The organism is Citrobacter werkmanii, assembly GCF_008693645.1.
GTDB classification, from domain to species: Bacteria; Pseudomonadota; Gammaproteobacteria; order Enterobacterales; family Enterobacteriaceae; genus Citrobacter; species Citrobacter werkmanii.
On sequence record NZ_CP044101.1, the window covers coordinates 1,955,348 to 1,979,938 of the forward strand.

The window sequence follows — 24,591 nt, forward strand, 5'->3', positions numbered from 1 at the left end:
CGCATGAGCCTGAGTCCCGCACGGCAGCACCGCCTGCGCATTCAGGCTGAACAGGCCGCCCGTGAGGGCGGCAGTGTTCGCCATGCGTCGGGCTATGACCTGATGCTGCTGCAGCTGGCAGAAGACCGCCGCCGCCTCAAGGGCGTCCAGTCCACGGTGAAAAAGGCGGAAATCAAGGTGGAACTGCTGCCGAAATATTCCGCCTGGGCGGAGGGCGTGCTGGCTGCCGGAGGTGCGCAGCAGGATGACGTGCTGATGTACGTGATGCTGTGGCGTATTGACGCCGGTGATTATGCCGGTGCGCTCGAAATCGGGCGCCATGCGCTGCGCCATGGCTGGGTGATGCCTCTGGGCAACCGTAACGTGCAGACCGTGCTGGCAGAAGAAATGGCAGACGCGGCGCAAAGCGCTCTGCTTGCCGTTGCCGGTTTTGATGCCGATCTGCTTCTGCAGACGCTGGACCTGACCACCGATCTGGATATGCCGGACCAGTCGCGGGCGCGCCTGCATAAAGCCATCGGCGCTGTACTGAGCGAAAGCAACCCGGCGTCTGCCCTGAATCACCTTAACCATGCGCTGCAGCTTGATCCCCGCTGCGGTGTGAAAAAAGAAAAGCAGCAGCTGGAGCGCAGACTGCGCAATGACAGCCGCTAACGAACGTGCCCCGCGCACGGGCGGCACGGGATGGCGAAAGGCACTGCCACATCAAAATTCCGTCCACCGCCCACTTATTCAGGAGAAAGCTGCATGAAGTTTGTTGCGCCAGAACAGGCACCGGAACAGGCGGAGGTCATCAAAAATACGCCGTTCTGGCCTGATGTGGATCTGTCGGAATTTCGCAGTGTGATGCGCACTGACGGCACGGTGACGCCGCCACGTTTAAAGCAGGTCGTGCTGACGGCAATTTCTGAGGTTAACGCTGAGCTGTTCGACTTCCGCAACCGTCAGCAGATGCTGGGCTGGCGGACACTTGCTGAGGTTCCCGCAGAAATGCTGGACGGCAAAAGCGAGCGTATCCGGCACTACCACAACGCTGTTTTCTGCTGGGCGCGCGCCGTGCTCAATGAGCGTTATCAGGACTATGACGCCACGGCGTCAGGTGTGAAGCGAGGGGAGGAGCTGGCGGAGGCCAGCGGCGATCTGTGGCGTGATGCCCGCTGGGCCATCAGCCGGGTGCAGGATGCACCGCACTGTACGGTGGAGCTTATCTGATGAAAGTGCGTGCGCATCAGTATGACACGGTGGACGCGCTTTGCTGGCGTCATTACGGGCGTACGCAGGGTGTTACTGAGCAGGTTCTGCAGGCAAATCCGGGGCTGGCTGAGTACGGCCCATTTTTACCGCACGGGCTGCAGGTGGAGCTGCCGGACATTACGGCGTCAACCACGGCGCAGACCGTCCAGTTATGGGACTGAATTATGACGCTTGAACGAATCAGCGCCTTTATCACTTACTGCATCGCCGTGCTGCTGGCATGGCTGGGCGATCTGTCGCTCAAGGATGCGTCAACGGTTGGCGGCGTACTGATTGGTGTGCTGATGCTGGCTATCAACTGGTACTACAAACACCAGTCTTTCAAATTGTTACGTGGCGGCAAAATTTCGCGGGGGGAATATGAATCCTTCAATCGTTAAGCGCTGCCTTGTCGGGGCGGTGCTGGCTATCGCCGCCACGCTGCCCGGTTTCCAGTCGCTTCATACCTCCGTCGAGGGGCTGAAACTGATTGCCGATTACGAGGGATGCCGCCTGCAGCCTTATCAGTGCAGTGCGGGCGTGTGGACTGACGGGATCGGCAATACGTCCGGTGTGGTGCCGGGCAAAACTATCACGGAACGGCAGGCGGCGCAGGGACTTATCACCAATGTGCTGCGCGTGGAGCGGGCGCTGGAAAAATGTGTGGTGCAGCCGGTGCCGCAAAAGGTCTATGACGCGGTGGTGTCGTTTGCTTTCAACGTGGGCACCGGCAACGCCTGCAGCTCCACGCTGGTTAAGTTGCTGAACCAGCGGCGCTGGGCGGATGCCTGCCATCAACTGCCGCGCTGGGTATATGTCAAAGGTGTGTTTAATCAGGGGCTGGACAACCGCCGCGCGCGGGAAATGGCCTGGTGCTTAAAAGGAGCATAACGGAATGAAAAAGAAAGTCATGAGCGTTTTTTTCCAGCTGGCATGGGCTGCGCTGTTGGTTATCAGCCTGCTGTATCCGCGCAGCGTTGCGCCGGTTCTGGTTGGTGCGTCTGTCTGGGTATCATGCTTCCTCGCCTGGCTGCTTGCTGCGCTGTGCGCTGTGGGGTGGTTCGCCGGAGATCGGGCGCGCGATGAGGTCAGGGCGGCATTGCTGAAATTCAGGGCGCACCCCGTAAAACCCGTGCGTACATGGGTAATCAGGCTGCTTATTGTTCTGTGCCTGGCGTTTTCTGGATGGGTGATCACCCTGGTGTTTTACCTGCTGACGCTGGTTCTGTATCAGATTGCCCGCGCGCCGCTTCATGAGCCGATGGCGGCCTGATGCGTGCGCTGGCGGTAGTGCTGGCGCTGGCACTTGCGGCGCTGGGCTGGCAGTCGTGGCGGCTTAACAATGCCAGCCACACTATCGAGACGCAGGGCGCGGCGCTGAAAAGCAAAACGCAGGAGCTGACGAAGAAAAACAGCCAACTGATCGGCCTGTCCATTCTGACCGAAACCAACAGCCGGGAGCAGGCGCGGCTTTATGCGGCAGCGGAACAGACCACCGCACTTCTGCGCAGCCGCCAGCACCGGATCGAGGAACTGAAACGTGAAAACGAGGATTTGCGCCGCTGGGCTGATACTCCTTTGCCTGCTGACATTATCCGGCTGCGGGAGCGTCCGGCCCTCGCCGGAGGTGCAGCTTACCGTGAGTGGCTGTCCCAGAGTGACGCAGTGCCGTCTGGAAAGGTCAGCGCCGCGCAGTAACGGCGATCTGAACGCGGTGCTGGATGAAACCGAGGCCGCCTGGGCGGTCTGTGCTGACAAAGTGGACACGATTATTGCGTGTCAGGAGCGAGACAGTGAACAAACCGCAGTCCTTACGCAGCGCCCTGAATAAAGCGGTTGCTTATGTCCGCGACAACCCGGACAAGCTGCACCTTTTCGTTGATAACGGCTCACTGGTGGCAACCGGTGCCAGCTCTATGTCATGGGAATACCGCTACACCCTGAACGTGGTGATCGAGGATTTCAGCGGCGACCAGAATCTGCTGATGGCTCCTGTGCTGCTGTGGCTAAGTGCCAGCCAGCCGGACGCCATCAACAACCCGGAGCTGCGCGAAAAACTGTTCACCTTTGAAGTGGATATTCTGCGCAACGATGTGTGCGATATCAGCCTGAACCTGCAACTGACGGAGCGCGTGCTGGTCAGCACTAACGGCAGCGTGTCAAGCGTTGAAGCGGTGCCGGAGCCGGACGAACCCGAAGAAATGTGGACGGTGAAACGTGGATGAACTGCAGAGGGTGGACGACTGGCTGACGGCGCTACTGGCGAATCTGGAGCCTGCCGCGCGCAGCCGTATGATGCGGCAACTGGCGCAACAGTTGCGCCGGACGCAGCAGCAGAACATCAGGCTGCAGCGTAATCCTGACGGCAGCGGCTATGAGCCGCGCCGGGTGACAGCCCGCAGCAAGAAGGGACGCATCAAACGCCAGATGTTTGCAAAGCTTCGCACCACAAAATACCTGAAAACCACCGCCAGTGCGGACTCCGCCAGCGTGCAGTTTGATGGCAAGGTGCAGCGCATTGCCCGTGTTCACCATTATGGCCTGCGGGATCGCGTCAGCCGAAAAGGCCCGGAGGTTCGCTACGCAGAGCGCCGCCTGCTGGGCGTGAATGAAGAAGTGGAAACCGTCACCCGTGACACCATGCTGCGCTGGCTGGCGGGGTGATCTTTGTGCCACCGCTGGTACAAGCGCCCGCGCTGCCTCCCTTTTCCCTCTGATGGCAACCTTTCGTTATGAATGCACAACTGACCGAAATTATGCGCCTTATCACCAACCTGATCCGCACCGGCACCGTGACCGAAGTGGACCGGGAAAACTGGCTGTGCCGGGTGAGAGTGGGCGAGCTTGAAACCAACTGGATTAACTGGCTGACGCTGCGTGCCGGTGGTGCCCGTACATGGTGGTGTCCGTCGCCGGATGAGCAGGTGGTGGTGCTGAGCATGGGGGGCAATCTGGAAACAGCTTTTGTGCTGCCCGCCATCTACTCCAATCAGTTTCCGCCGCCGTCGGATTCGGTGGACGGTTGCGTGACGGAGTACCCGGACGGGGGATGGTTTGAGTATGAACCCGCCACCGGACGATGGCATGTCAGGGGCATCAAATCCATGGTGATCGAGGCATCAGACAGCGTCACCTACAAAACCGGTGAGTTTGTGGTGGAGGCTGACACCACGCGCATTAACAGCGAGGTGGTGATCAATGGTGGCGTCACCCAGGGCGGTGGCGCGATGAGTTCCAACGGGATCGTTGTTGATGACCATGAGCATACTGGTGTTCTGAAAGGCGGCGCTAACACCGGAGGTCCGGTATGACATTGTATATCGGTATGAGCAGGAATGACGGGCAGGCCATTGCAGATACAGACCATCTGCGCCAGTCGGTGCGGGATATTCTGCTGACGCCGCAGGGCAGCCGTCTTGCCCGCCGGGAATATGGCTCCCTGCTGTCTGCCCTGATTGACCAGCCGCAGAACCCGGCGCTGCGCCTGCAGATTATGGCTGCGGTCTATGTGGCCCTGAGTCGCTGGGAGCCACGTCTTACGCTGGACTCCATCACCATCAACGGCAATTTTGACGGCTCTATGGCGGTTGAGCTTACCGGACACAGCAATAACGGCGCGCCAGTTTCCCTTTCCGTATCAACAGGAGCAGACAATGGCAGTCATTGATCTTTCCCAACTACCGCCGCCGCAGATTGTGGACGTGCCGGACTTTGAGGCATTGCTGGCAGAACGCAAGGCCGCCTTTGTAGCCCTTCATCCGGCTGATGAACAGGAGGCTGTTATGCGCACGTTAGCGCTGGAGTCAGAACCTGTCACTAAACTGCTGCAGGAAAATACTTACCGCGAAATCCTGCTGCGCCAGCGTATTAATGAGGCTGCGCAGGCGGTCATGGTGGCCTATTCCATGGGAAATGACCTTGAACAACTGGCAGGTAACTGCAACGTGAAGCGCCTGACAGTAGTCCCTGCCGATAATGACGCGGTGCCGCCGGTCGCCGCAGTGATGGAAAGTGATGAAGCATTACGCCAGCGCATTCCTGCAGCATTTGAGGGGCTGTCCGTTGCAGGGCCGACGGGAGCCTATGAGTTCCACGCCAGAAGTGCCGACGGGCGCGTGGCTGATGCCAGCGCAACCAGTCCTGCACCGGCTGAGGTGGTGCTTACCGTACTGAGCCGCGAGGGTGATGGTACGGCAGGGGCTGACCTGCTGGCAGTGGTTGAACAGGCGCTTAACAGTGAAAAGGTTCGCCCGGTGGCAGACCGCCTGACGGTGCGCAGCGCTGAAATTATTCCGTACAGCGTGGACGCGACGATCTTCCTTTATCCTGGGCCGGAGGCTGAGCCGGTGATGGCAGAAGCAAAAGCCAGTCTGCAGAAATACATCGCCAGTCAGACGCGGCTGGGACGTGATATCCGCCGCAGCGCCATTTATGCCGCGTTGCACGTGGAGGGCGTCCAGCGTGTGGAGCTGACGTCCCCGCAGGGTGATGTGGTGCTGGATAAGACGCAGGCGGCATCCTGTACTGAATGGAGCGTCACCAACGGGGGCACGGATGAATAGCCTGTTGCCGCCGGGTTCGTCGCCGCTTGAGCGCCGACTGGCGCAGACCTGCAGCGGGATTTCCGATCTGCAGGTATCGCTGCGAGATTTGTGGAATCCGGCAACCTGTCCGATCAGATTCCTGCCCTATCTGGCCTGGGCGTTTTCTGTTGACCGCTGGGATGAAAGCTGGACAGAAAGCGTCAAGCGCCGCGTTGTGCAGGACGCGTTTTATATCCATCAGCACAAGGGGACAACCAGCGCCGTGCGGCGCGTGGTGGAGCCGTTCGGCTTTCTGATCCGCATCATTGAGTGGTGGCAGACTGGCGAAACACCGGGGACGTTCCGTCTGGATATTGGCGTGCAGGACCAGGGCATAACAGAAGAAACCTATCTGGAGCTGGAGCGTCTGATCGGTGATGCCAAACCGTGCAGCCGTCATCTGGTTGGCATGTCCATCAACCTGCAGACAGGCGGCCCGTATTTTGTGGGTGCAGCCACTTATACCGGCGAAGAAATCACGATCTACCCGTATATAAACGAAACCATTATTTCCGGCGGCACCGCTTATGAGGGCGGCGCGGTCCATGTTATTGACACGATGAGAGTGAACCCATGAGCGCAAAATTTTATACCTTGCTGACGGATATCGGCGCGGCGAAACTGGCAAGCGCCGCTGCGCTCGGTGTCCCACTAAAAATTACCCATATGGCGGTGGGCAGTGGTGGCGGTGTGCTGCCCACACCCAACGCGCAACAGACCGCGTTAGTGGCTGAGGAACGCCGCGCAGCGCTGAATATGCTGTATATCGACCCACAGAACAGCAGCCAGATTATTGCTGAGCAGGTGATCCCGGAAAATGAGGGCGGGTGGTGGATCCGTGAAGTCGGCCTGTTTGATGAAACAGGTGCGCTGATTGCTGTGGGAAACTGCCCGGAGAGCTACAAGCCGAAGCTGGCGGAGGGCAGCGGACGCACGCAGACCGTGCGAATGGTACTGATTACCAGCAGCACCGATAACATCACCCTGAAAATTGACCCCGCTGTGGTTCTGGCAACCCGCAAATATGTGGATGACAAGGTGCTGGAACTTAAGGTGTATGTGGATGACCTGATGGCAAAGCATCTTGCTGCTGTTGATCCTCATTCGCAGTATGCACCAAAAGACAGTCCGACTCTGACAGGCATGCCTAAAACGCCAACGCCACCGGCAGGAAACAACAGCACCCTGATTGCCAGTACAGCCTTTGTACAGGCCGCTATTCTTGCCCTGATAGGTGGCGCACCGGCAACGCTGGATACGCTGAAAGAAATTGCGGCAGCTATCAATAATGACCCGAATTTCAGTACCACCATTAACAATGCGTTGGCACTGAAAGCACCACTGGCAAGCCCAGCCCTGACCGGAACGCCAACGGCTCCGACTGCGGCGCAGACTGTGAACAATACGCAGATTGCCACTACAGCATTTGTGAAGGCAGCTATTGCCGGGCTGGTTGGTTCATCGCCGGAGGCGCTGGACACACTGAATGAACTGGCAGCTGCGCTGGGGAATGATCCTAACTTTGCGACAACAGTGATGAACGCGCTGGCGGGGAAACAGCCCCTCGATGCCACTTTGACTAACCTCAGCGGGAAAAGTGTTTCAGCCCTTCTACAATACCTTGGTTTGGGGGAAGGCTCCGCGTTGCCGGTAGGTGTGCCAGTGCCGTGGCCCCTCCCGAACCCACCGGAAGGCTGGCTGAAATATAACGGCGCACCCTTCGATAAAAATACATTTCCGAAATTAGGGGCCATTTATCCGGCTGGCGTATTACCTGATTTACGGGGTGAATTTATTCGCGGCTGGGATGATGGAAGAGGGATCGATAATAGTAGGGCATTACTTAGTTTTCAGGCAGCAACATCTTTCACACAGTATGCTGGTAACTATGACGTAGGCTCCGGTCATGCAATAGGTAATCATGATGGTGTGGTCGATTACAGTCCTGGATTTTCCAGATTTCCTTATCCCGGCCCAGCTGTTGGTGATGGTGTTAATCATGTAACACTCAGACCTCGTAACATTTCATTCAACTACATCGTTCGTGCAGTTTAAAACGTTGGTTTGGGAGAAGGCTCCGCGCTACCGGTGGGCGTACCGGTTCCGTGGCCTCTCCCGAACCCACCGCAGGGATGGCTAAAATATAACGGCGCACCCTTCGATAAAAATACATTTCCGAAATTAGGTGCAGTTTATCCGGCTGGCGTATTACCTGATTTACGCGGTGAGTTTATTCGCGGCTGGGATGATGGGCGGGGAGTGGATGCAGGGAGAATCATATTAGCTCAGCAGGGTGATGCTATTAGAAATATTACAGGTTTCGTGAGTGGTTCTTCTGGCGTTTCGTTTGATAGTTTTTCTGGTGCTTTTTACGATTCGGGGGTAAGAAGCGGCAGAAGGCCTGAGAGTACGACTATTGTTGATATGAATGATGATTTTGCTTTTGATGCTTCCCGGGTAGTGCCAACTGCAAATGAAAATCGCCCGCGAAATCTTGCATTCAATTACATAGTTCGTGCAGCTTAAATGAAAAGCCGTCTTAATGTGGTCAGTCCATAATGACGGCTTAATCATCTTTATCAAATTGAGGGCGGCTCAGGTAGTATCGCAGTTGGAAAATCTGAGGGTTTAATGGCATTCAGCGCATCAATATAATCAAGCCACAGGTTAAACTTGCTTGTTTCTGTTTCGCTCATTCGATTGAGTTGTAACTTTGAAGGCCAGTTATTTTTATTAATGACCGCATTAGCCTCATCAATCAGCGCCTGAATTTTCATTTCAAATGCCTGAACGTCAGCAACTCTTTTTGCATCGATGTCCGTTATCCACTCAGTACCATTCCAGACATCAAATTCAGTTTCTGGCGCAATTGTGGTGGTATTTTCTGGAAGCTCTCCTAAAAACCGAACAGTGATTTTCTCCCCTGTATCAGTTTTATAAACTTCTGCTTCACGGTGATCTTCAACATACTCCCAGCCGTTCAGATCTTCATTACGACAAATAGCAAAGCCAGCCTTGAATTTGCCGGGTTTATCAGTACAGGAATGGGCAGGCACGCCCACGCCTTCTGCAAGATATTCAACGGTTGATGACAGGTACTCACGGGTGATGGCATCATAGTTATAAACAGTGATTTCACCTGCCGATGATGCGATCCCATATGTATTCAAAATAGCTTCACTCATTCTCTTATCCTTCGTGCTGGGGCAAGATTCTACTATACTGAGCGTCCTCACTTATTCTTGATATTGATGTTGTTACATAGCCCTCACAATGTAATTAAATGACAGGTTACGTGGGCGGTTTTCATTTGCAGTTGGAACCATCAAGGAAGCATCAAAAAAAAGCGAAGCAAATCTATCGTCTGTCGCTCCAATAGCAACATCTACTTGAGCGGCATACGATCCAAACTCACCGTCAGTGCGGAAAGCACCTGTTGCCCCTGCATTAAAAAGCCTTGCTGATGTAGCTGCATTTCGTCCCTGAACCCCACCAGTGATATTTCTAATAGCATCACCCTGCTGAGCTAATATGATTCTCCCTGCATCCACTCCCCGCCCATCATCCCAGCCGCGAATAAACTCGCCGCGTAAGTCGGGTAATACGCCAGCCGGATAAACTGCACCTAATTTCGGAAATGTATTTTTATCGAAGGGTGCGCCGTTATATTTTAGCCATCCCTGTGGTGGGTTCGGGAGGGGCCACGGCACCGGTACGCCCACCGGCAGTGCCGAACCTTCTCCCAAACCAACATTTAGCCAAAGCCAGTATTGAATCAGTTACGTAGCAAATGATTCCAGCATCTGAAAATCATGGCATGCTGTTTACCTTTTAAGAGGTTATTTTTCATGCAAATAGGCTATGTGAGGGTGTCAACAAATGACCAGAACACTGCTTTGCAACGTGATGCACTGGAACGCTCAGGATGTGAGCTAATTTTTGAAGACAAAATGAGCGGAAAAACAGCAGACAGGCCAGGGCTAAAAAGGTTGCTCAGGACGTTATCAGAGGGAGACACGCTGGTTGTATGGAAGCTCGACAGGCTGGGAAGAAGCATGCGACACCTTGTTACCCTGATAGAAGAACTCCGGCAGCGCGGAGTTAATTTCCGCAGTCTGACTGACAGCATAGACACCAGTACGCCAATGGGGCGGTTTTTCTTTCACGTTATGGGGGCACTGGCGGAGATGGAACGCGAGTTGATAGTGGAACGAACCCGTGCGGGACTGGAAGCTGCAAGAGCTAAAGGCAGGATTGGAGGGCGAAGACCAAAACTGACGCCAGAGCAATGGGCACAGGCTGGCAGGTTACTTGCTGCAGGTGAAACACGGCAGCGGGTTGCTTTAATTTTTGATGTGGGGATCTCGACGTTATACCGCAAATATCCTGCGACATTGTGTGATTAACAGGACAACGCCGCACAGCTGTCTGCGTGACGTAATCAATACAACATAGGGCGAAGCCTATTCCAATCAGGAGGTTCGCCGCTATGGCTCAGGATTACCACCACGGGGTGCGCGTTGTTGAAATCAACGAGGGCACCCGATCCATTACCACGGTGAGCACCGCCATCGTGGGCATGGTCTGCACCGGCGATGATGCTGATGCGTCTATGTTTCCCCTCAACAAGCCGGTTCTGCTGACCGATGTGCTGACCGCCAGCGGCAAAGCGGGAGAGTCCGGCACGCTGGCCCGTTCGCTGGATGCGATTGCAGACCAGGCTAAACCCGTGACCGTCGTTGTGCGCGTGGCGCAGGGCGAAACCGAAGCGGAAACCACCTCCAACATTATCGGCGGTGTGACTGCTGACGGTAAAAAAACGGGCATGAAAGCGCTGCTATCGGCGCAGTCGCAGCTCGGTGTCAAGCCGCGCATTCTCGGTGTGCCGGGACACGACACGCAGGCAGTTGCCACTGAGTTGCTGAGCGTGGCGCAGAGTCTGCGCGGGTTTGCCTATCTGTCCGCCTACGGCTGCAAAACGGTAGAAGAAGCAATTGCCTACCGTGACAATTTCAGCCAGCGCGAGGGGATGCTGATCTGGCCTGACTTTATCAACTTTGACACTGTGCTGAATGCAGACGCGACAGCTTACGCCTCCGCCCGTGCGCTCGGCCTGCGAGCCAAAATTGACGAGCAGACCGGCTGGCACAAGACCCTGTCCAACGTGGGCGTGAACGGTGTCACCGGCATTTCCGCTGATGTGTTCTGGGATTTGCAGGACCCGGCAACCGATGCGGGACTGCTCAACCAGAATGACGTCACCACGCTTATCCGCAAAGACGGCTTCCGCTTCTGGGGTTCCCGCTGCCTCAGTGACGATCCGCTGTTTGCCTTTGAGAACTACACCCGCACGGCGCAGGTGCTGGCTGACACCATCGCTGAAGCGCACATGTGGGCGGTGGATGGCGTGCTCAACCCATCGCTGGCCCGTGACATTATCGAAGGTATCCGCGCCAAGCTGCGCAGCCTTAAAACGCAGGGCTACATCATCGGTGCAGACTGCTGGCTGGATGAGTCGGTGAACGATAAAGACTCCCTGAAAGCAGGGAAACTCACTATCGACTACGACTACACGCCGGTGCCGCCGCTTGAAAACCTGATGCTGCGCCAGCGCATCACCGATCAGTACCTGCTGGATTTCTCCAGCCAGGTCAGCGCGTAAGGGGACACCATGGCTTTACCACGTAAGTTAAAACACCTGAACCTGTTCAACGACGGGAACAACTGGCAGGGGATTGTCGAGTCTCTGACCCTGCCGAAATTCACCCGCAAGTTTGAGAAGTATCGCGGCGGCGGTATGCCGGGCGCGGTGGATGTGGACATGGGGCTGGATGACGGCGCACTGGACACGGAATTTTCAATCGGCGGCACCGAACTGCTGTTATTCAAGCAGATGGGCAAGGCAACCGTTGACGGCATCCAGCTGCGTTTCACCGGCTCTATTCAGCGTGACGATACTGGCGAAGTGCAGGCCGTTGAGCTGGTTGTGCGCGGGCGTCATAAAGAAGTGGATTCCGGCGAGTGGAAAACCGGCGAGAGTAGCGCCACCAAGGTCAGCAGTACTAACAGCTACGCGAAGCTGACCATTAACGGTGAGGTGCTCTATGAGGTCGATCTGGTCAACATGGTTGAAATCGTTGACGGCGTGGATCTGATGGAAGAACACCGTAATGCCCTCGGCCTCTGATTAACCTTAACGGCGCGGGCAGCCGCGCCAGTATTTCATTAACAGGATACGAACATGAGCGACAAGCTGACTGAAAAGACCGTAAAACTGGATACCCCCATCATGCGCGGTAAAACTGAAATTACCGAAATTGTGCTGCGCAAGCCGCAGTCCGGCGCACTGCGTGGCACCCGTCTGCAGGCCATTATGGATATGGACGTGGGCGCGATGATGACTGTGATCCCGCGAATCTCCACTCCGACGCTGACCGCGCAGGAAATGGCAGAGCTGGACCCCGCCGATCTGACAGCAATGGCTGTAGAGGTGGTGACTTTTTTGTTGCCGAAGTCGGTGCTTGTCGATTTGCCGACAACCTGACGGTTGATGATCTGGTGGCAGATATTGCCACCATCTTTCACTGGTCGCCGTCCATCACTGACGTTATGCCGCTGACTGATGTGCTGGAGTGGCGGCATAAGGCAATTCAGAGAAGCGGGGCCAGCGATGAGTGATAATAACTTGCGACTGCAGGTAGTTCTGGGGGCGGTGGATAAGTTAACCCGCCCATTTAAAAATGCACATGCTGGCTCTAAGGAGCTGGCATCAGCTATTCGACAAACCCGCGATCAGATTAAAAAGCTGAGTGATGCTGGAGGTCAGCTTAAATCTTTCGATCAACTAACTAAAAGTGTTAGCCGTACTGGTGCCGAACTGGATCAGGCGAGGCTACGCGCTCAAATGATGACGCGCGAAATGTCATCTTTGGAATCCCCGACAAAAAAACAAACGCAGGCGCTGGAAGCTCAGTGGCGTGCTGTTTCACGTCTTGAACAAAAACAGCAACAGGAAACTCGCCAGATGGCGGCAGCCAGGGCTGAGCTTTATCGGCTGGGGTTATCTGCTGGGGGCGGAGCGCGTGAGACGGCACGGATTGCACGAGAAACTGAGCGGTATAACCGACAGTTGGCTGAGCAGGAGCGCAGGCTGCGTGAAGTTGGCGAGCGTCAGCGAAAGCTCAACGCCATCAAAGCCAAGGCTGAAAAGACCCGCGAGTTAAGGAACTCTCTGGCAGGTAATGGTGCAGGGGCGATGGCGGCTGGGGTAACTACTGGCATGACGTTGTTGGCTCCAGTAAAAGCCTATTCAGAATCAGAAAATGCAGCGAATCAGCTCGCCGGCTCAATGATGGGACCGGGCGGAAAGGTAGCGCCTGAATTTGAAAAAATTAACCGGCTTGCAGTTGCTTTGGGCGATAAGCTGCCGGGAACAACGGCCGACTTTCAGAACATGATGACTATGCTACGCCGTCAGGGTATGTCGGCGCAGGTCATCCTGGGCGGCTTGGGAGAGTCAGCAGCTTATCTTGGCGTGCAGTTACAGATGGCTCCCACTGCAGCAGCTGAGTTTGCGGCTAAGTTACAAGATGCTACTCAGACCTCCGAAAAAGACATGATGAATCTGATGGACGTGATCCAGAAAGGATTCTACGCGGGGGTAGATTCAGGAAATATGCTGCAGGGGTTCTCAAAAATCAGCAGCGCGATGGATATTATTCATAAAAAGGGATTGGACGCGGCTAAGACATTTGCTCCTCTATTAGTTATGGCTGATCAGGCTGGTATGGCTGGAGAGTCAGCTGGTAATGCCTACCGAAAAGTATTTCAGTCCGTCATGAATACGGAAAAAGTGAAGGATGCTAATGATGAACTAAAAGGCACTGGCGTTAGGTTCGATTTTACTGATGGAAAGGGGGAGTTTGGCGGGCTGGAGAAAATGTACACGCAATTAGCTCAACTCCAAAAGCTTAATACTGAGAAAAGGTTAGCTACGTTAAAAGGTATTTTTGGGGATGATGCGGAAACGCTGCAGGTGCTAAATATTATGATTACCAAAGGCATCTCAGGGTATCGTGAAACGGCTTCAAAGCTACAAAATCAGGCTTCTCTGCGCGAGCGTGTTGATGCCTCCTTGAATACTCTTGGTAATAAATGGGAAGCCGCTACAGGTTCCTTTACCAATGCTATGGCTAGTATCGGTGAAACAGTTGCCCCTGCATTGAAGAAGCTGGCTGACTGGTTGGGTGAACTGGCTTCGCGTCTGGATGGTTTTGTTAAACGACACCCTCAATTGACCTCTGCGCTGTTTAAGCTGGCAGCAGGCTTTGCCATTGTTGCCACCGCCGCTGGGGTTGTTTCACTGGCACTGGCGTCTGTGTTAGGGCCAATGGCAGTAGTGCGAATGAGCGCAGGGGTGATGGGGCTAAAATTTTCATCTGCATTTGGTCTTATTGGGAAAGCAATAAGTTCTGTTGGCAAGTCAGTTATATGGCTGGGCCGATTGATGTTTGCAAACCCTATACTGGCTGTCATAGGGCTGATCGCCGCTGGTGCTATTTATATCTGGCAGAATTGGGACACTCTTGGGCCAAAGTTCAAGGCCATGTGGGATGCCGTATGTAATGCCACAGGTACGGCATGGGAGGGGATTAAGTCACTGTTCTTTAATTATACCTTGCCGGGATTAATAGCTAAAAATTGGGATGCAATAAAATCTGGCGTTTCTGACGCGTGGGCCAATATCAGACAATCTATTAGTGATAAATGGAATTCGATCCTGGCTGATGTTGCCGCGCTTCCTGCGAAGTTTCAGGACATGGGCAGCGCCATTATTGACAGCATTCTCGATGGAGTTAATGCCAAATGGGAGACACTCAAAAGCAAGCTTTCCTCAGTCACCGATTATCTGCCTGACTGGATGACCGGAAATAATAAAACACAAGGTAAAGCACAGGTGCAGGTGGTTGGTGGAGCAGCAGCTGCTGCCGTTCCGTTTGCCGGGATGTATGACAGTGGTGGGATTATTCCGCGCGGTCAGTTTGGTATTGTTGGGGAGAACGGCCCTGAAATTGTGAACGGCCCCGCAAATGTGACCAGCAGGCGGCGCACTGCCGCGCTGGCTTCCGTCGTTGCAGGTGTCATGGGCGTAGCGGCAGCGCCTGCAGAGGCTGCTCCACTACATCCTTACAGTCTGCCTACTGTGGCATATAAACAAAGCCAGCCTGCGAAATCTGCCAGTGCGCCGCCAGTGATGCACTTTGAGACTCACGCGCCGATCACTATCTATGCTCAGCCAGGGCAGAGTGCGCAGGATATTGCCCGTGAAGTGGCACGTCAGCTTGACGAGCGGGAACGCAGGGCCAGGGCAAAAGCACGCAGCAATTTCAGCGATCAGGGGGGGTATGAATCATGATGATGGTGCTGGGTTTATATGTATTTATGTTGCGCACTGTCCCTTATCAGGAGTTGCAGTATCAGCGCAGCTGGCGACATGCCGCCAACAGCCGGGTGAACCGCCGCCCGTCAACGCAGTTTCTTGGCCCCGATAATGATTCACTGACACTGTCCGGGGTTCTGCTGCCGGAAGTGACCGGAGGCAGGCTGTCATTGCTGGCGCTGGAGTTGATGGCAGAGCAGGGCAAAGCGTGGCCTTTGATTGAAGGCAGCGGAACCATTTACGGCATGTTTGTTATTGAAAGTCTGAGCCAGACAAAGACGGAGTTTTTTGCAAGCGGAATGCCCAGGCGCATTGAGTTTACGATCACCCTCAAACGGGTTGATGAATCGCTGTCTGACATGTTCGGGAGCCTGAGTGACCAGCTCAGCAACCTGCAGGACTCTGCTGCCTCTGCGATTGGGGGGATTAAGAACACGGTAGGAGGATTGCTGCAGTGAACGTTAATTCTGATCTTCTGAATCTGAACAGCAAAAGCCCGGCTTTCAGTATCGTCATTGAAGGTAAGGACGTGACGACCGTGCTGGATACCCGCCTGATGAATCTGACGCTGACGGATAACCGGGGCTTTGAAGCGGACCAGCTTGATCTGGAGCTGGACGACGCCGACGGGCTGATCGCCCTGCCGCGACGTGGGGCAGTGATTCAGCTGGCGCTGGGCTGGAAAGGCCAGCCGCTTTTCCCTAAAGGGGCTTTTACTGTGGATGAAATTGAACACAGCGGTGCCCCTGACCGGCTGACCATCCGGGCGCGTAGCGCAGATTTCCGTGAAACCCTCAATACACGGCGCGAAAAATCATGGCATCAGACAACGGTGGGGGAGGTGGTAAAGGAAATAGCCGCCCGGCATAACCTCAAAATGGCGCTGGGTAAAGACCTGACGGATAAGGCGCTGGATCATCTGGACCAGACCAATGAAAGCGATGCAAGTTTTCTGATGAAACTGGCGAGACAGTATGGGGCGATTGCTTCCGTTAAGGACGGGTATCTGCTGTTTATCCGGCAGGGACAGGGAAGAACGGCGAGCGGCAAGCCGCTGCCGGTTATCACCATCACGCGCAAAGCCGGTGACGGTCATCGGTTCACCCTTGCTGATCGTGGTGCCTATACCGGTGTTATTGCCAGCTGGTTGCATACGCGTGAACCCAGGAAAAAAGAGACAACCAGTGTTAAGCGTCGTCGAAAGAAAACCACCACACCCAAAGAGCCGGAAGCAAAACAGGGCGATTATCTGGTGGGAACGGATGAAAACGTGCTGGTTCTTAATCGTACCTACGCCAACCGGAGCAATGCAGAGCGCGCAGCAAAAATGCAGTGGGAACGTCTGCAACGTGGGGTTGCTTCATTTTCCCTGCAGCTCGCTGAGGGGCGGGCTGATCTCTATACGGAAATGCCGGTGAAGGTTACAGGGTTTAAGCAGCCGATCGATGATGCAGAATGGACCATTACCACCCTGACGCATTCTGTCAGCCCGGATAATGGATTGACGACCAGCATGGAGCTTGAAGTGAAAATAGATGAGTTCGCGATGGAATGATTAGTTCCAAATTGCGAACATTGATGTATCATTATTGCGAACTGGTTAATAATGAGGGCTGATTATTATGATGAATTGTCCTATGTGCGGGCAGGCTGCACATACCCGAAGCAGCTTCCAGGTTTCCAATGAAACCAAAGAACGCTACAACCAGTGCACTAACATCGAGTGCGGGCATACTTTCGTGACGCATGAGACTTTTGTGCGCTCAGTATGCCGTCCTCAAAAAATCAGCGCAGCACCGCCTCATCCAAAAGGTATGCAGGAACAATTTGCTTACTGAACCCGACCCGCCTTTGGCGGGTTTTTTATGGCTGATGAGCAATGTGCAAAGTGGATGAGTGTCGATTTGTTAGCTGTAAACCATTTCGGATCGTCTAAGCATGCTACTTTTTCAAGCATCTGTAACGCCGAGGTGTGCAAGTATGGAGAAGCTATGAGTTCTGGTAAATATTGGATAAGCAATAACTACATTTACGGGCCGAAGGAGTCCGGTCGCTTCTGGATTTCAGGTGGGTACATCTATGGGCCAAGAAATTCAGGGAAGTATTGGATAAGCGGAAACTACATCTATGGCCCCAAGCATGGCGGTAAGTTTTGGATTAGTGGTGGTTATATCTACGGACCTTCTGGGTTGGAACTGCCTTGGTTGTCGTAGCGCTGCCGCCATTTTGTCGCCACTAACACCTAAGCAACGCTCTAACTTACTAATTATAAAGCTTACGAATTTCAGGCAACAAAAAACCCATCAACCTTGAACCAAAACGGCGGGGTTGATGGGCTCCACAAATTGGGGACATCAAAGAAAAGCAGTGGCAATAGTTATGACTGACACCTTGAAGAAAAGTTCTGCTGAACTGCAAAAAATTTTCTTTTAAGGGTAATTTTCAGTGCTAACCAAGGCCTGGCCAGACGATGACGATGAGTGTCCCCGCCAATGTCAGCAGAACGTTGGCAATGGCGTAGGTGCCAGCATAGCCTAATGCCGGGATGTTGCTGCGGGCCGTGTCGCTGATGATTTCCATTGCCGGAGCGCAGGTACGCGCACCCATCATGGCGCCAAACAGCAGGGCGCGGTTCATGCGCAATACGTAAGCGCCAAACAAGAAACAAATAACAACCGGAACCAGGCTCACAATCAGACCGGCAATCAGCATTTGACCACCCACGGCGCCAAGACCATTGCCAATGCCGCTACCCGCGCTTAAACCGACGCCTGCCATGAATACCATCAGACCAAACTCTTTCACCATGTTCAGCGCGCCCTGCGGGATGTAGCCAAACGTAGGATGGTTGGCACGCAGGAAGCCCAGCATAATCCCGGCGAACAGTAATCCAGCCGCATTCCCGATGCCGAAGCTGAAATTGCTGAACTGGAAGGTGATCATCCCAATCATCAGACCAATGATAAAGAAGGCGCAGAAGGCCAACAGATCGGTCACTTGACTGTGAATGGAAATGAAGCCGATACGATCTGCGATCGTTTTAACGCGACGGGCATCACCGCTCACCTGCAACACGTCACCTTTATTGAGCACGACGTTGTCATCAATAGGCATTTCGATCTGGCTGCGGATCACGCGGTTGAGGAAACAGCCGTGGTCGGTCAGTTTCAACTGGGCCAGGCGACGACCAACGGCATTGTGGTTTTTCACCACAATCTCTTCCGTGACGATACGCATATCGAGCAGATCGCGATCGAACACTTCTTTGCCGTTACGGAAACTGGGATCGAGGCGGGCATGCGCGTCTGGATAACCTACTAAGGCTATTTCGTCGCCCATTTGCAGCACTGCGTCACCGTCCGGGTTAGCCAGGATGCCGTTGCGGCGGATGCGTTCAATGTAACAGCCGGTCTGACGATAAATACCTAACTCGCGCAGGTTCTTACCATCAGCCCATGCTACCAGCTCCGGGCCCACGCGGTAGGCGCGGATCACTGGCAGATAAACCTTACGGTTGGCGTCAGTGTCCAGACCTCGTTCACGCGCAATTTGTTGGGCGCTGGTTTGCAGGTCCTGATGCTGAAGTTTCGGCAGGTAGCGCGCACCGACAATCAGACTGACCAGTCCAATCAAATAGGTGAGGGCGTAACCCAGACTCAGGTTATCAAGGGCGGTGGAAAGCTGCGCGCCTGCCATCCCGGAATGGCGCAAGGTATCGCCTGCGCCGACCAGCACCGGCGTGGAGGTCATCGAACCGGCCAGCATACCCGCCGTCAGGCCGATGTCCCAGCCAAATAGCTTACCCAGCCCCAGGGCGATCAGCATTGCGCTACCGACCATCACCAGAGCAAGCATTAGATAATTTTTCCCATCGCGAAAAAAAATCGAAAAAAAGTTGGGGCCGGCTTCGACGCCGACACAAAAAATAAACAGCATAAAGCCGAGATTTAATGCATCGGTGTTAATACTAAAGTGCTGCTGACCTAATAATAGGGACACCACTAAAACGCCAATGGAATTACCGAGTTGGACTGAACCCAGGCGTAATTTACCCAGGCAGAGGCCCAGAGCCAGGACCACAAATAATAACAGGATGTAATTCCCATTTAACAAATCTGCGACGTTTATATTCACTGAGGCTAACTTCTTGTTTACTAGTAAGCTATTGAAAGAAATGGCAATTTACGCTAATGTTTTTGCCAGAAATTAAGGGGCGACAGCACCGCACACAGCCCCGATTAATGCAGCATAACAATATATGCGGATAGTTTAATCTCATTACGTATCAACGGCTATAAGAATCGTGTGGGTGTGTTTTTGGCATGGAATGCCGAGTTACTTTATCTGACTGGACGCCTGCGGGCGAAAAGAGTGTTCGATAGAGAATGTGTCAGGAGGAACGATTGAAACATAAGCAAAGTTGGGCGGGGGCGATCTGCTGCTTTGTGCTCTTTATTGTGGTGTGTCTTTCATTAACGCTAAATGTGAAAGGGGCATTCAGAGCGGCAGGGCATCCTGAGGTCGGGTTGTTGTTTTTTATCTTGCCTGGTGCTGCAGCAAGCTTTTTCTCCCACCGTCGGGAGGTGCTCAGACCTCTTCTGGGTGCAATGTTGGCGGCGCCATGCTGTCTGTTGCTAATGCGGTTCGTTTTTATGCCGACGCGTTCATTGTGGCAAGAACTGGCGTGGTTATTCAGTGCGGTGTTTTGGTGCGCGCTTGGCGCATTGTGTTTTTTGTTTATCAGTAGCTTGTTCAATCAGCATCAACGACGGAAAAAGAACTGATCACGCCCTCCTGCGGAGGGCGTAGAAACAGCTATCAGGCGAACAGATTCATATTCTCTTTTGCCCACGCCTCAAAATCCGTGCAGCCGCCGATGTGTTTTTGATCAACAAAAATCTGCGGAACGGTTTCAACCGGCTTACCTACCGTCTTTTCCAGATCGGCTTTCGTAATACCTTCGGCATGAATATCAATGTAGCGGAAGTTAAAATCGTCATGCTCATTGCTTAATTTTTCTGCTAATTCTTTTGCGCGCACGCAATACGGGCACCCTGGACGACCAAAAATAACGGCAAACATCTCTCTCTCTCCTCGAACTTATCAGGCCGGATGGCGAATACTTATTATGATGCCGCGATTTGTGACGGATGGAAAGCAGGTTCGGCCTGTTGCTTTGATATCCTCAAGCTATAACTGTTAAACACGACGAGCCGGAACGTTTTATAATAAAAGCCATTTCGCCGGGAGACCGCTTATGCGCACCATTGGTGTATTACCGAAAAGCGTATTGATGCTGGAAATAATGGGGATGGTTTTGTTATCGCTGGCGCTGCTGTCGCTTAACGATTACCTGACCTTACCCGCGCCGCTTAACAGCCCGCTCGCCTTAGTTGTGATGATATTTCTGGGCGTACTGCTGATGCTCCCTGCCGCGGTGATGTTGATGTGGCGCATTGCTCAACTGCTGGCGCCGCAGCTCCTGTCGCGCGCTCCCGACGATTCTTCCCGTTCAGACAGAGAAAAAAGAGATGACGCCAACCATTGATTTAATCCGCAGCCACCGTTCTATTCGCCGTTTCACCGAAGAAGCTATTTCTGACGCACAACGAGAGGCGATTATTGCCGCCGCTCAGGGCACCTCAAGCTCCAGTTTTTTACAGTGCACAACGATTGTTCGGATAACCGATAAAACCCTGCGTGAATCACTGTCTACCTTATCTGGCGGTCAAAAGCACGTGGCGCAGGCCGCTGAATTCTGGGTGTTTTGCGCTGACTTTAACCGTCATTTGCAGATTTGCCCTGACGCGCAGTTGGGGCTGGCAGAACAACTGCTGCTGGGCGTGGTTGATACGGCGATGATGGCGCAAAATGCGCTGACGGCGGCAGAATCGCTGGGACTTGGCGGTGTGTATATAGGTGGGTTGCGTAACAATATTGAGTCGGTCACGGAATTATTGAAGTTGCCGCAGCATGTTCTGCCGCTGTTTGGTTTGTGCCTTGGCTGGCCTGCGGATAACCCGGATATCAAGCCGCGCCTGCCTGCGTCGCTGGTTGTGCACGAAAACCAGTATCAGCCGCTTGATACAGACGTTTTGTCGCAGTATGACGAACAGCTTGCGCAGTACTATCTGGCTCGCGGTAGTAATACGCGTCGTGACACCTGGAGCGATCACATTCGTCGAACCATCATTAAAGAAAGTCGCCCCTTTATCCTGGAATATTTGCATAAACAGGGATGGGCCACGCGCTAAAGATTTCAACCCAGTGTATGATACGCCTGCTTTTACCAGGTCATTGAGAGGTGCAGGGTGAAAATTGCCATTTTGTCCCGGGACGGAACGCTCTATTCTTGTAAGCGCCTGCGTGAAGCGGCGATGCAGCGCGGTCACCTGGTTGAAATTATCGATCCGCTTTCTTGCTATATGAACATCAGCCCGGCGGCGTCATCTATTCATTACAAGGGCCGCCAGCTTCCTCATTTTGACGCGGTGATCCCACGGATTGGTTCAGCGATTACCTTTTATGGTACGGCGGCACTGCGTCAGTTTGAAATGTTGGGTAGCTATCCGTTAAATGAATCGGTAGCGATTACGCGCGCGCGCGATAAGCTGCGTTCGCTGCAGTTGTTGGCGCGTCAGGGAATCGATTTACCCATTACCGGGATTGCTCACTCCCCGGACGATACCAGCGACATGATTGATATGGTTGGCGGCGCGCCGCTGGTGGTGAAACTGGTTGAAGGTACACAGGGGATCGGCGTGGTGCTGGCGGAAACGCGGCAAGCCGCGGAAAGCGTCGTGGATGCGTTTCGTGGGCTGAATGCTCATATTCTGGTTCAGGAATATATCAAAGAAGCGCAAGGGCGGGATATTCGCTGTTTCGTGGTGGGAGACGAGGTGGTGGCCGCCATTGAACGCCGGGCGAAAGAGGGCGATTTTCGTTCTAATCTCCATCGCGGCGGGGTTGCTACGATTGCGAATATCACGCCGCGCGAAAGAAAAATTGCGCTCAAAGCCGCTCAGACTATGGGGCTGGATGTTGCAGGTGTGGATATTTTGCGTGCAGAACGTGGGCCGCTGGTCATGGAGGTTAACGCTTCTCCGGGACTGGAAGGGGTCGAGAAAACCACCGGGATAGACATTGCCGGCAAGATGATCCAGTGGATCGAGCGCCATGCTACGCCTGAATTTTGTCTTAAAATCGGCGGCTAAACACAATATCGATTGCGATCGTGGTATGACACGCTCTTTTTGCGTAAGCTGTGCCGGTATTTTTTTCATCAATAGAGGTCGCACATTATTATGACATCACTGGTCGTTCCCACTCTGGATACGTTGCGTCAATGGCTCGACGACCTGGGCATGAGTTTTTTTGAATGCGATACCTGTCAGGCGCTGCATTTACCTCATATGCAGAACTTTGACGGCATCTTTGATGCAAAAGTTGATTTGGTGGATAACGTCATTCTGTTTTCTGCAATGGCGGAAGTCAGACCTTCCGCACTGTTGCCACTGGCCGCCGATTTGTCCGCGATTAATGCCAGTTCGCTGACGGTAAAAGCATTCCTGGATATGCAGGATGATAATCTGCCAAAGCTGGTGGTTTGCCAGTCTTTATCCGTTACGCCGGGCGTAACGTTTGAACAGTTTGAGTGTTTTGTTCGCCAGAGCGAAGAGCAGATATCGATGGTGATCCTCGAAGCCGGGGCGCATCAGCTGTTATTTAACGCTGAAGACGATACGCAAAACAGCAATGCTGAAGTCCATTTCCTCCATTAATTCTCCCTGAATCTGGACACATTTTGCGCAGCCGCTACCAGAGCGGTTGCGTACTGCCTGTTTTTATTCTGCGTTTAACCTTTTATTAAAGAATTATTCACTTCCATTCTGCTCCTTCCGCTTTATGTCATAGACAATTCCTGCATAAAAAATTGATAAAAGACGTTTTTTAATCTGGGCTATATCCACAAAACCTGGCTAAAGTTATTCTTGCGAAGCATATAGACGTCAATTCTCGAACTGCCCCGTGTGACCTGAGCTGTGACTACAATACGTGGTGAATGAGTGAGCGGATATCTGCGCGCGATAGCGGCATCGGGAGAGGACTCTCTTTTCATTGATACCGCATGAAAGAATATGCACGTTTCTTGCATATCATTAGAGTGTGACATTTTTGTTCGTTTGTTAACGAACTTTCAGAAGGAAAGAGATTATGACCGCCTTAAATAAAAAATGGTTATCAGGCCTGGTTGTGGGTGCTCTGATGTCCATCTCTGCCGGCACGCTCGCTGCTGAACAAAAAACGCTGCATATTTATAACTGGTCTGATTATATTGCTCCGGATACGGTGGCTAACTTTGAAAAAGAGACCGGAATTAAAGTTATCTATGACGTATTTGATTCCAATGAAGTACTGGAAGGTAAGCTCATGGCGGGTAGCACCGGTTTTGACCTGGTTGTTCCTTCCGCCAGTTTCCTCGAACGTCAACTGACCGCCGGCGTCTTCCAGCCGCTGGATAAGAGCAAACTACCGGGCTGGAAAAACCTCGATCCTGAGCTGCTGAAGCTGGTGGGTAAACACGATCCGGACAACAAGTTTGCGATGCCGTATATGTGGGCAACAACCGGCATTGGCTATAACGTGGACAAAGTGAAAGCGGTGCTGGGGCCAGATGCGCCGGTTGATAGCTGGGATCTGATCCTCAAACCGGAAAATCTGGAAAAACTCAAAAGTTGCGGTGTCTCTTTCCTTGATGCGCCTGAAGAGGTGTTTGCTACCGTGCTGAACTATTTGGGTAAAGATCCAAACAGTACCAAAGCAGATGATTACACCGGACCGGCGACCGACCTGCTGTTGAAACTGCGTCCGAATATTCGCTATTTCCACTCTTCGCAATATATTAACGACCTGGCAAACGGAGATACCTGTGTAGCAATTGGTTGGGCGGGGGACGTATGGCAGGCGGCGAACCGTGCAAAAGAAGCGAAAAATGGCGTCAATATCTCTTTCTCAATTCCTAAAGAGGGGGCGATGGCGTTCTTTGACGTGTTCGCAATGCCAGCCGATGCCAAAAACAAAGAAGAAGCCTATCAGTTCCTCAACTACCTGCTGCGTCCTGATGTGATTGCGCATATTTCCGACCACGTGTTCTATGCCAATGCCAACAAAGAAGCGACGGCTCTCGTCAGTCAGGAAGTTCGTGATAACCCTGGTATCTACCCGCCTGCGGATGTGCGCGCCAAGCTGTTCACGCTGAAAGTACAGGATCCGAAGATCGACCGTGTCCGTACCCGAGCGTGGACGAAGGTAAAAAGCGGAAAATAACCTGATGTT

Annotated in this window: 36 protein-coding genes; 32 read left to right on the forward strand and 4 right to left on the reverse strand. The window is 53.5% G+C overall.

The window, feature by feature from the left end; translation table 11 throughout:
* Positions 1–3 precede the first annotated feature (3 nt).
* The 16 genes from FOB24_RS09905 to FOB24_RS09975 all read left to right on the forward strand — a co-directional run bounded on the left by FOB24_RS09905 (position 4) and on the right by FOB24_RS09975 (position 8,342).
* Complete coding sequence (locus tag FOB24_RS09905) at positions 4–654, forward strand: phage terminase small subunit (protein WP_079893544.1); 651 nt, start codon at positions 4–6, stop codon at positions 652–654.
* Positions 655–747: 93 nt separating this feature from the next.
* Positions 748–1,212: a head completion/stabilization protein gene (locus FOB24_RS09910; RefSeq protein ID WP_063886531.1), complete on the forward strand. Its 465-nt coding sequence runs from the start codon at positions 748–750 to the stop codon at positions 1,210–1,212.
* Positions 1,212–1,415, forward strand: coding sequence for a tail protein X (locus FOB24_RS09915; protein ID WP_000868184.1), 204 nt, complete (start codon positions 1,212–1,214; stop codon positions 1,413–1,415). Before FOB24_RS09910 ends, FOB24_RS09915 begins: the two co-directional genes overlap by 1 nt.
* A gap of 3 nt (positions 1,416–1,418) precedes the next feature.
* Positions 1,419–1,634 (forward strand): HP1 family phage holin, encoded by a 216-nt coding sequence (locus FOB24_RS09920; RefSeq protein WP_000171565.1) that lies wholly within the window; start codon positions 1,419–1,421, stop codon positions 1,632–1,634.
* Positions 1,615–2,124, forward strand: coding sequence for a lysozyme (locus FOB24_RS09925; protein WP_019077486.1), 510 nt, complete (start codon positions 1,615–1,617; stop codon positions 2,122–2,124). Before FOB24_RS09920 ends, FOB24_RS09925 begins: the two co-directional genes overlap by 20 nt.
* Before the next feature lie 4 nt (positions 2,125–2,128).
* Positions 2,129–2,506 carry a DNZ54_00345 family protein gene (locus FOB24_RS09930; RefSeq protein ID WP_001528673.1) on the forward strand — a complete coding sequence of 126 codons (378 nt, stop codon included), beginning with the start codon at positions 2,129–2,131 and terminating at the stop codon, positions 2,504–2,506.
* Positions 2,503–2,931 (forward strand): Rz-like lysis system protein LysB, encoded by a 429-nt coding sequence (gene lysB, locus FOB24_RS09935; RefSeq protein WP_162926034.1) that lies wholly within the window; start codon positions 2,503–2,505, stop codon positions 2,929–2,931. Before FOB24_RS09930 ends, lysB begins: the two co-directional genes overlap by 4 nt.
* On the forward strand, positions 2,816–3,064 hold the full coding sequence (gene lysC / locus FOB24_RS24415; RefSeq protein ID WP_223151184.1) for an Rz1-like lysis system protein LysC: 249 nt from the start codon (positions 2,816–2,818) through the stop codon (positions 3,062–3,064). The genes lysB and lysC overlap by 116 nt, the downstream gene beginning before the upstream one ends.
* Positions 3,027–3,458, forward strand: a complete 432-nt coding sequence (locus tag FOB24_RS09940; protein WP_079894835.1) for a phage tail protein — start codon at positions 3,027–3,029, stop codon at positions 3,456–3,458. The genes lysC and FOB24_RS09940 overlap by 38 nt, the downstream gene beginning before the upstream one ends.
* A complete protein-coding gene (locus FOB24_RS09945) occupies positions 3,451–3,897 on the forward strand; it encodes a phage virion morphogenesis protein (RefSeq protein ID WP_046669932.1) in 447 nt (148 codons plus the stop codon). Before FOB24_RS09940 ends, FOB24_RS09945 begins: the two co-directional genes overlap by 8 nt.
* A 68-nt stretch (positions 3,898–3,965) precedes the next feature.
* Positions 3,966–4,544, forward strand: coding sequence for a phage baseplate assembly protein V (locus FOB24_RS09950; protein ID WP_079894836.1), 579 nt, complete (start codon positions 3,966–3,968; stop codon positions 4,542–4,544).
* The gene (locus FOB24_RS09955; protein ID WP_079894837.1) at positions 4,541–4,900 is read left to right on the forward strand and encodes a GPW/gp25 family protein; all 360 of its coding nucleotides are present in this window, start codon (positions 4,541–4,543) and stop codon (positions 4,898–4,900) included. Before FOB24_RS09950 ends, FOB24_RS09955 begins: the two co-directional genes overlap by 4 nt.
* The gene (locus tag FOB24_RS09960; RefSeq protein ID WP_079894838.1) at positions 4,887–5,795 is read left to right on the forward strand and encodes a baseplate assembly protein; all 909 of its coding nucleotides are present in this window, start codon (positions 4,887–4,889) and stop codon (positions 5,793–5,795) included. The genes FOB24_RS09955 and FOB24_RS09960 overlap by 14 nt, the downstream gene beginning before the upstream one ends.
* Positions 5,788–6,393, forward strand: a complete 606-nt coding sequence (locus tag FOB24_RS09965) for a phage tail protein I (protein ID WP_001397640.1) — start codon at positions 5,788–5,790, stop codon at positions 6,391–6,393. The genes FOB24_RS09960 and FOB24_RS09965 overlap by 8 nt, the downstream gene beginning before the upstream one ends.
* Entirely contained in the window at positions 6,390–7,871 is a 1,482-nt protein-coding gene (locus FOB24_RS09970) for a phage tail-collar fiber domain-containing protein (protein WP_150344845.1), read from the forward strand. Before FOB24_RS09965 ends, FOB24_RS09970 begins: the two co-directional genes overlap by 4 nt.
* 9 nt (positions 7,872–7,880) lie before the next feature.
* Positions 7,881–8,342 (forward strand): phage tail protein, encoded by a 462-nt coding sequence (locus FOB24_RS09975; RefSeq protein ID WP_079893914.1) that lies wholly within the window; start codon positions 7,881–7,883, stop codon positions 8,340–8,342.
* 53 nt (positions 8,343–8,395) lie between these two features.
* Here the strand turns inward: FOB24_RS09975 and FOB24_RS09980 are convergent, their stop codons facing one another.
* On the reverse strand, positions 8,396–9,001 hold the full coding sequence (locus FOB24_RS09980) for a tail fiber assembly protein (protein ID WP_079893915.1): 606 nt from the start codon (positions 8,999–9,001) through the stop codon (positions 8,396–8,398).
* Positions 9,002–9,073: 72 nt separating this feature from the next.
* Positions 9,074–9,538, reverse strand: a complete 465-nt coding sequence (locus FOB24_RS09985) for a phage tail protein (protein ID WP_396027583.1) — start codon at positions 9,536–9,538, stop codon at positions 9,074–9,076.
* 126 nt (positions 9,539–9,664) lie between these two features.
* Between FOB24_RS09985 and FOB24_RS09990 the strand changes: the two genes are divergently transcribed.
* From FOB24_RS09990 to FOB24_RS10035, 10 genes are all read left to right on the forward strand, one after another.
* Positions 9,665–10,222, forward strand: coding sequence for a recombinase family protein (locus FOB24_RS09990; RefSeq protein ID WP_053264365.1), 558 nt, complete (start codon positions 9,665–9,667; stop codon positions 10,220–10,222).
* Positions 10,223–10,305: 83 nt separating this feature from the next.
* Positions 10,306–11,478, forward strand: a complete 1,173-nt coding sequence (locus FOB24_RS09995; RefSeq protein ID WP_045334072.1) for a phage tail sheath protein — start codon at positions 10,306–10,308, stop codon at positions 11,476–11,478.
* A 9-nt stretch (positions 11,479–11,487) separates the two neighbouring features.
* A complete protein-coding gene (locus tag FOB24_RS10000; protein ID WP_032266119.1) occupies positions 11,488–12,003 on the forward strand; it encodes a phage major tail tube protein in 516 nt (171 codons plus the stop codon).
* Positions 12,004–12,057: 54 nt separating this feature from the next.
* On the forward strand, positions 12,058–12,360 hold the full coding sequence (locus FOB24_RS10005; protein ID WP_032266118.1) for a phage tail assembly protein: 303 nt from the start codon (positions 12,058–12,060) through the stop codon (positions 12,358–12,360).
* A gap of 14 nt (positions 12,361–12,374) precedes the next feature.
* Positions 12,375–12,494, forward strand: coding sequence for a GpE family phage tail protein (locus tag FOB24_RS10010; protein WP_000763315.1), 120 nt, complete (start codon positions 12,375–12,377; stop codon positions 12,492–12,494).
* Positions 12,487–15,231, forward strand: a complete 2,745-nt coding sequence (locus FOB24_RS10015) for a phage tail tape measure protein (RefSeq protein WP_150344847.1) — start codon at positions 12,487–12,489, stop codon at positions 15,229–15,231. The genes FOB24_RS10010 and FOB24_RS10015 overlap by 8 nt, the downstream gene beginning before the upstream one ends.
* The gene (locus tag FOB24_RS10020) at positions 15,228–15,713 is read left to right on the forward strand and encodes a phage tail protein (protein WP_000980407.1); all 486 of its coding nucleotides are present in this window, start codon (positions 15,228–15,230) and stop codon (positions 15,711–15,713) included. Before FOB24_RS10015 ends, FOB24_RS10020 begins: the two co-directional genes overlap by 4 nt.
* Positions 15,710–16,810, forward strand: coding sequence for a phage late control D family protein (locus FOB24_RS10025; protein ID WP_150344848.1), 1,101 nt, complete (start codon positions 15,710–15,712; stop codon positions 16,808–16,810). Before FOB24_RS10020 ends, FOB24_RS10025 begins: the two co-directional genes overlap by 4 nt.
* Before the next feature lie 67 nt (positions 16,811–16,877).
* Positions 16,878–17,093 (forward strand): ogr/Delta-like zinc finger family protein, encoded by a 216-nt coding sequence (locus tag FOB24_RS10030; protein WP_058842448.1) that lies wholly within the window; start codon positions 16,878–16,880, stop codon positions 17,091–17,093.
* A gap of 27 nt (positions 17,094–17,120) precedes the next feature.
* Positions 17,121–17,468, forward strand: coding sequence for a hypothetical protein (locus FOB24_RS10035; protein ID WP_150344849.1), 348 nt, complete (start codon positions 17,121–17,123; stop codon positions 17,466–17,468).
* Positions 17,469–17,703: 235 nt separating this feature from the next.
* On the opposite strand, the gene FOB24_RS10040 is transcribed toward FOB24_RS10035, so the two are convergent.
* Positions 17,704–19,389, reverse strand: coding sequence for an aspartate:alanine antiporter (locus FOB24_RS10040; protein WP_038639225.1), 1,686 nt, complete (start codon positions 19,387–19,389; stop codon positions 17,704–17,706).
* A 269-nt stretch (positions 19,390–19,658) separates the two neighbouring features.
* On the opposite strand from FOB24_RS10040, the gene FOB24_RS10045 reads away from it, so the two are divergent.
* Positions 19,659–20,039 carry an inner membrane protein YbjM gene (locus tag FOB24_RS10045; protein WP_061388467.1) on the forward strand — a complete coding sequence of 127 codons (381 nt, stop codon included), beginning with the start codon at positions 19,659–19,661 and terminating at the stop codon, positions 20,037–20,039.
* Positions 20,040–20,073: 34 nt separating this feature from the next.
* Here FOB24_RS10045 and FOB24_RS10050 read toward each other — a convergent pair whose 3' ends face one another.
* Positions 20,074–20,337 carry a GrxA family glutaredoxin gene (locus FOB24_RS10050; protein WP_016152408.1) on the reverse strand — a complete coding sequence of 88 codons (264 nt, stop codon included), beginning with the start codon at positions 20,335–20,337 and terminating at the stop codon, positions 20,074–20,076.
* Between the two features lie 175 nt (positions 20,338–20,512).
* On the opposite strand from FOB24_RS10050, the gene FOB24_RS10055 reads away from it, so the two are divergent.
* The 5 genes from FOB24_RS10055 to potF all read left to right on the forward strand — a co-directional run bounded on the left by FOB24_RS10055 (position 20,513) and on the right by potF (position 24,582).
* Positions 20,513–20,803 carry a YbjC family protein gene (locus FOB24_RS10055; protein ID WP_085049182.1) on the forward strand — a complete coding sequence of 97 codons (291 nt, stop codon included), beginning with the start codon at positions 20,513–20,515 and terminating at the stop codon, positions 20,801–20,803.
* Positions 20,787–21,509 (forward strand): nitroreductase NfsA, encoded by a 723-nt coding sequence (nfsA, locus tag FOB24_RS10060; RefSeq protein WP_150344850.1) that lies wholly within the window; start codon positions 20,787–20,789, stop codon positions 21,507–21,509. The genes FOB24_RS10055 and nfsA overlap by 17 nt, the downstream gene beginning before the upstream one ends.
* A gap of 57 nt (positions 21,510–21,566) precedes the next feature.
* Positions 21,567–22,469, forward strand: coding sequence for a 30S ribosomal protein S6--L-glutamate ligase (gene rimK / locus FOB24_RS10065; protein ID WP_038639233.1), 903 nt, complete (start codon positions 21,567–21,569; stop codon positions 22,467–22,469).
* Between the two features lie 90 nt (positions 22,470–22,559).
* Positions 22,560–23,036 carry a type III secretion system chaperone family protein gene (locus FOB24_RS10070; protein WP_038639236.1) on the forward strand — a complete coding sequence of 159 codons (477 nt, stop codon included), beginning with the start codon at positions 22,560–22,562 and terminating at the stop codon, positions 23,034–23,036.
* A 433-nt stretch (positions 23,037–23,469) separates the two neighbouring features.
* Positions 23,470–24,582 (forward strand): spermidine/putrescine ABC transporter substrate-binding protein PotF, encoded by a 1,113-nt coding sequence (potF, locus tag FOB24_RS10075; protein WP_038639239.1) that lies wholly within the window; start codon positions 23,470–23,472, stop codon positions 24,580–24,582.
* Positions 24,583–24,591 lie beyond the last annotated feature (9 nt).

What these genes read in the sequence shown, in the direction of transcription:
- FOB24_RS09920 (WP_000171565.1), top strand. Translation starts at nt 1,419, where the DNA reads ATGACGCTTGAACGAATCAGCGCCTTTATCACTTACTGCATCGCCGTG.
- potF (WP_038639239.1), top strand. Translation starts at nt 23,470, where the DNA reads ATGACCGCCTTAAATAAAAAATGGTTATCAGGCCTGGTTGTGGGTGCT.
- FOB24_RS10030 (WP_058842448.1), top strand. Translation starts at nt 16,878, where the DNA reads ATGATGAATTGTCCTATGTGCGGGCAGGCTGCACATACCCGAAGCAGC.
- FOB24_RS09995 (WP_045334072.1), top strand. Translation starts at nt 10,306, where the DNA reads ATGGCTCAGGATTACCACCACGGGGTGCGCGTTGTTGAAATCAACGAG.
- FOB24_RS09910 (WP_063886531.1), top strand. Translation starts at nt 748, where the DNA reads ATGAAGTTTGTTGCGCCAGAACAGGCACCGGAACAGGCGGAGGTCATC.
- FOB24_RS09955 (WP_079894837.1), top strand. Translation starts at nt 4,541, where the DNA reads ATGACATTGTATATCGGTATGAGCAGGAATGACGGGCAGGCCATTGCA.
- FOB24_RS10005 (WP_032266118.1), top strand. Translation starts at nt 12,058, where the DNA reads ATGAGCGACAAGCTGACTGAAAAGACCGTAAAACTGGATACCCCCATC.
- FOB24_RS09930 (WP_001528673.1), top strand. Translation starts at nt 2,129, where the DNA reads ATGAAAAAGAAAGTCATGAGCGTTTTTTTCCAGCTGGCATGGGCTGCG.
- FOB24_RS09980 (WP_079893915.1), bottom strand. Translation starts at nt 9,001, where the DNA reads ATGAGTGAAGCTATTTTGAATACATATGGGATCGCATCATCGGCAGGT.
- FOB24_RS10035 (WP_150344849.1), top strand. Translation starts at nt 17,121, where the DNA reads ATGGCTGATGAGCAATGTGCAAAGTGGATGAGTGTCGATTTGTTAGCT.
- FOB24_RS10070 (WP_038639236.1), top strand. Translation starts at nt 22,560, where the DNA reads ATGACATCACTGGTCGTTCCCACTCTGGATACGTTGCGTCAATGGCTC.
- FOB24_RS10000 (WP_032266119.1), top strand. Translation starts at nt 11,488, where the DNA reads ATGGCTTTACCACGTAAGTTAAAACACCTGAACCTGTTCAACGACGGG.
- FOB24_RS09965 (WP_001397640.1), top strand. Translation starts at nt 5,788, where the DNA reads ATGAATAGCCTGTTGCCGCCGGGTTCGTCGCCGCTTGAGCGCCGACTG.
- FOB24_RS10015 (WP_150344847.1), top strand. Translation starts at nt 12,487, where the DNA reads ATGAGTGATAATAACTTGCGACTGCAGGTAGTTCTGGGGGCGGTGGAT.
- FOB24_RS09990 (WP_053264365.1), top strand. Translation starts at nt 9,665, where the DNA reads ATGCAAATAGGCTATGTGAGGGTGTCAACAAATGACCAGAACACTGCT.
- FOB24_RS10050 (WP_016152408.1), bottom strand. Translation starts at nt 20,337, where the DNA reads ATGTTTGCCGTTATTTTTGGTCGTCCAGGGTGCCCGTATTGCGTGCGC.
- FOB24_RS10055 (WP_085049182.1), top strand. Translation starts at nt 20,513, where the DNA reads ATGCGCACCATTGGTGTATTACCGAAAAGCGTATTGATGCTGGAAATA.
- FOB24_RS09960 (WP_079894838.1), top strand. Translation starts at nt 4,887, where the DNA reads ATGGCAGTCATTGATCTTTCCCAACTACCGCCGCCGCAGATTGTGGAC.
- FOB24_RS09970 (WP_150344845.1), top strand. Translation starts at nt 6,390, where the DNA reads ATGAGCGCAAAATTTTATACCTTGCTGACGGATATCGGCGCGGCGAAA.
- FOB24_RS09905 (WP_079893544.1), top strand. Translation starts at nt 4, where the DNA reads ATGAGCCTGAGTCCCGCACGGCAGCACCGCCTGCGCATTCAGGCTGAA.
- FOB24_RS09950 (WP_079894836.1), top strand. Translation starts at nt 3,966, where the DNA reads ATGAATGCACAACTGACCGAAATTATGCGCCTTATCACCAACCTGATC.
- nfsA (WP_150344850.1), top strand. Translation starts at nt 20,787, where the DNA reads ATGACGCCAACCATTGATTTAATCCGCAGCCACCGTTCTATTCGCCGT.
- FOB24_RS10020 (WP_000980407.1), top strand. Translation starts at nt 15,228, where the DNA reads ATGATGATGGTGCTGGGTTTATATGTATTTATGTTGCGCACTGTCCCT.
- FOB24_RS09915 (WP_000868184.1), top strand. Translation starts at nt 1,212, where the DNA reads ATGAAAGTGCGTGCGCATCAGTATGACACGGTGGACGCGCTTTGCTGG.
- FOB24_RS09925 (WP_019077486.1), top strand. Translation starts at nt 1,615, where the DNA reads ATGAATCCTTCAATCGTTAAGCGCTGCCTTGTCGGGGCGGTGCTGGCT.